The organism is Streptomyces sp. NRRL WC-3549, assembly GCF_000721935.1.
Lineage (GTDB): Bacteria > Actinomycetota > Actinomycetes > Streptomycetales > Streptomycetaceae > Streptomyces.
On sequence record NZ_KL585381.1, the window covers coordinates 37,122 to 40,859 of the forward strand.

Genomic DNA, 3,738 nt, shown 5'->3' on the forward strand with positions numbered 1-3,738 from the left:
ACGGTGGCCGGCTTGGTGCCGCCCGCCGCGAGGACGGTCGTCACGATGGCGTCGGCGGCGCGGAGTTCGTCGATCAGTTCGGGTTCGGGGGTGCGCAGCGAGGCGACGTACAGCGGGAGGGGGCGGCCGCCCGCGTCCTCGACGGCGGTGCACAGCGCGTCCACGAACGCGGTGTTGCCGCTCATGTGGTGGGCGCGGTAGTAGAGCACCGCGACGGTCGGACCGGTGACCTCGCGGGCGGTGCGCTCCAGCGGGCCCCAGGCGGGGGCCGGGGCCGGCGGCTCGAAGCCGTGGCCGGTCAGCAGCACCGTGTCGGAGAGGAAGCGGGCCAGCTGTTCCAGGTTGGCGGGGCCGCCGTGCGCGAGGTAGGCGTGCGCCTCGGCGGCGATGCCGATCGGCACGGTGGACGCGGCCATCAGCTGGGCGTCGGGGGCCTGTTCACCGGTGAGGACGACGACGGGACGGCCGGTGGCCAGCACCTGGTCGAGCCCCTCCTGCCAGGCGCGGACACCGCCGAGGAGCCGTACGACGACGAGGTCGGTGCCCTCCAGCAGCTCCGGGAGTTCCTGGAGCGCGAGACGGGAGGGGTTGGCGTAGCGGAAGCCGACCGGGCCGCCGGAGGCGCGGGCGCTCAGCAGGTCGGTGTCGGACGTCGACAGGAGCAGGATCATGCGGCGTCAGCCCTTCCTCGGGGTGTCCACGCCCCGGGCGGTGTCGGACGGCGGGAGTTCCTGACTCACCCGGTCGGGGCCGGGTTCACAGTGGCGGGACCGCGCCGGAATCTCACCGGGCTTCCTCCCATGTCGCCGTCTGGCGATGGCGGGCCGAACGGACCGCCGCTAGGCATAGTAGGCCGCGGGTGGGGGGTCCTGACCAGACGGTCCGGGGTCCGGAGGGCGCGATCACGGGTGTCCGGTAGGTCACAGTGACGGCAGGGGTGTGCCATGGTCACGGTCTGTATGCTCGCCGCCATGTCTCCTACCCCCCAGCCGCCCCGGCCCCCGGGTGCCGCGTGTGTCCGGAGCAGCGGCGACGCCTGCCCCGGAACCCTGCGCCTGCACCGGGCGGACGACGGGGCGCTGGCGCGGATCCGCATACCCGGCGGGGTACTGGCGGCCGAGGGCGCCGAGGCACTGCGTCAGGCCGCCGAGCGGTTCGGTGACGGTGAGTTGCATCTCACCTCCCGGGGCAACGTCCAGTTGCGCGGACTCGCCGAGGGCGACGGGCCGGAGCTGGCCGCGCTGCTGGGCGACGCCGGACTGATGCCCTCCGCACGCCATGAGCGCGTACGCAACGTCGTCGCGTCACCGCTCTCCGGGCTGGACGGCCGGGGCGCCGGGGACATCGGGCCGTGGCTGGCCGCGCTGGACCGCCTGGTCTGCGGCAGCGACCGGGCCGCCGCGCTCTCCGGCCGGTTCCTCTTCGCGCTGGACGACGGCCGGGGGGACGTGGACGCCCTCGGCGCCGACCTCACCCTGATCGCGCGGGACGGCGAGGGAGCGTCGCTCCGCGTCGGAGCGGTGGACACCGTCCTCACCGTCCCGGCCGCCGAAGGACCCCGCGCCGCCCTGCTCGCCGCCGAGGCGTTCCTGGACGCGGCCCGGGACACCGGCGCCTGGCGGCTGAAGGACCTGCCCGCCGAGGTCGCCGCCGCACTGCCCGCCGAGGTCTCGCGCCGGCTGGGGGAGGCCGGGACCACCGCGGTGACGGGCCGTCACCCGCGCCCGGCCACGGCCCTTGAGCCCGTCCCCGGGCCCGTCGGGGGCTCCGCGCTCGCCGTCGGGGTACCGCTCGGGCGGCTGAGCACCGCGCAGTGGCGGCTGCTGACCGGCGCGGGCGGGTTCCGGCTCACCCCGTGGCGCGGCGCCGTCGTCACCGGGGTCGCGCCCGGCCGGGCGCACGCGCTGCTCGGCGATCTCGCGGCGGCCGGGCTGATCACCGGCCCGGGCTCCGGCTGGTCCGGGGTCGGCGCCTGCGTCGGCCGTCCCGGCTGCGCCAAGTCCCTGGCCGATGTGCGCGCCCAGGCGGCGGCCGCCGTCGGACCGCCCGGGCGGCTGCCCGTGTACTGGTCCGGATGCGAACGCCGGTGCGGCCACCCGCACGGGGAGTGGATCGACGTGGTCGCCACACCCACCGGGCACCGGATCAGCCACGTGCGCGGAGACCGGCCGGGCACCCCGGTGACGGTACGGGACGACCCCGACGCGCTCGCCGCCGCGGTGGCGTCGGCGCGTGGCCCCCGTAGCACCTGACGGCCAGTCAACTCCCCTTCGGGGCACCAGCACCCGCACCACACCAGGAAGAAAGCGACAGCACTGTGCACCAGTACGAGAAGGACGGACCGGCGATCTACCGCCAGTCCTTCGCCACCATCCGCGCGGAGGCGGATCTCGCCGGGCTGCCCGCCGACGTGAGCCAGGTCGCCGTCCGCATGATCCACGCCTGCGGCATGGTCGATCTCGTACGCGACCTGGGCTTCTCACCGAACGCGGTGGCCGACGCCCGCGCCGCGCTGCGCTCCGGGGCGCCCATCCTGTGCGACGTGGCCATGGTCGCCAGCGGGGTCACCCGCAAGCGGCTGCCCGCCGCCAACGACGTGGTGTGCACCCTGTCCGACCCGGCCGTACCGGAGCTGGCGGCGAAGCTCGGCACCACCCGCAGCGCCGCCGCGCTGGAGCTGTGGCGCGACCGGATGGAGGGGGCCGTCGTCGCCGTCGGCAACGCGCCCACCGCGCTCTTCCGGCTGCTGGAGATGATCGAGGAGGGCGCGCCCCGCCCCGCCGCCGTCATCGGTGTGCCGGTCGGTTTCGTCGGGGCCGCCGAGTCGAAGGACGCCCTGGCCGCCCACCCCTCCGGGCTGGAACACCTGATCGTGCGCGGCCGGCGCGGTGGCAGCGCCATCGCCGCGGCCGCCCTCAACGCCATCGCCAGCGAGGAGGAGTGAGCGTGAGCGAGCAGCAGGCATCCGGGCCCACGGGGCGGCTCTACGGGGTCGGTCTCGGCCCGGGTGACCCGGCCCTGATGACGATACGGGCCGTGGAGGTCATCGCCGAGGCCGACGTCGTCGCCTACCACTCGGCCCGGCACGGGCGCTCCATCGCCCGGTCCATCGCCCAGCGGCACATCCGCCCCGACCACGTCGAGGAGGCCCTGGTCTACCCCGTCACGACGGAGACCACGGACCACCCCGGGGGGTACCGGGGCGCGCTGGAGGAGTTCTACGCCGAGGCCGCGGCCCGCCTCGCGGTGCACCTCGACGCCGGGAGGACGGTCGCCGTACTCGCCGAGGGCGACCCGCTCTTCTACGGCTCGTACATGCACATGCACAAGCGGCTCGCGGACCGGTACGCCACCGAGGTGATCCCCGGGGTCACCTCGGTCAGCGCCGCCGCCGCCCGGCTCGGCACCCCGCTCGTCGAGGGCGAGGAGGTGCTGACCATCCTGCCGGGCACCCTGCCCGAGGAGGAGCTGACGGCCCGTCTGGCCGCCACCGACTCCGCGGTCGTGATGAAGCTCGGCCGCACCTTCCCCGCCGTGCGCCGCGCGTTCGAGGCGTCCGGGCGACTGCCCGAGGCCCGGTACGTCGAACGCGCCACCATGGCCGGGGAGCGCACCGGCGAACTGGCCGGGACCGACCCGGAATCGGTTCCGTACTTCGCGGTCGCCGTGCTCCCGAGCCGGATCGACGCGCCCCGCCCCGCCCGGGCAGAGGGCGCGGGCGAGGTGTATAAGAGACAG

3 protein-coding genes, 1 pseudogene and 1 riboswitch are annotated in these 3,738 nt (G+C 75.6%); of the genes and pseudogenes, 3 read left to right on the top strand and 1 reads right to left on the bottom strand.

Translation table 11 applies throughout. The features are described from left to right. On the bottom strand, positions 1 to 671 hold a 671-nt coding region (locus IH13_RS0100370), incomplete at its 3' end, for a cobaltochelatase subunit CobN (RefSeq protein WP_037840616.1). A 31-nt stretch (positions 672 to 702) separates the two neighbouring features. Beyond that, a riboswitch (cobalamin riboswitch) is annotated at positions 703 to 853 on the bottom strand. Positions 854 to 959: 106 nt separating this feature from the next. On the opposite strand from IH13_RS0100370, the gene IH13_RS0100375 reads away from it, so the two are divergent. From IH13_RS0100375 to IH13_RS0100385, 3 genes and pseudogenes are all read left to right on the top strand, one after another. Beyond that, the gene (locus IH13_RS0100375; RefSeq protein WP_031079977.1) at positions 960 to 2,252 is read left to right on the top strand and encodes a nitrite/sulfite reductase; all 1,293 of its coding nucleotides are present in this window, start codon (positions 960 to 962) and stop codon (positions 2,250 to 2,252) included. A gap of 65 nt (positions 2,253 to 2,317) precedes the next feature. Continuing rightward, positions 2,318 to 2,944 carry a precorrin-8X methylmutase gene (locus tag IH13_RS0100380; protein WP_031079979.1) on the top strand — a complete coding sequence of 209 codons (627 nt, stop codon included), beginning with the start codon at positions 2,318 to 2,320 and terminating at the stop codon, positions 2,942 to 2,944. Then, positions 2,941 to 3,738, top strand: a pseudogene (locus IH13_RS0100385) (precorrin-2 C(20)-methyltransferase); the annotation flags it as partial. The gene IH13_RS0100380 and the pseudogene IH13_RS0100385, both read left to right, overlap by 4 nt.

What these genes read in the sequence shown, in the direction of transcription:
- IH13_RS0100375 (WP_031079977.1), top strand. Translation starts at nt 960, where the DNA reads ATGCTCGCCGCCATGTCTCCTACCCCCCAGCCGCCCCGGCCCCCGGGT.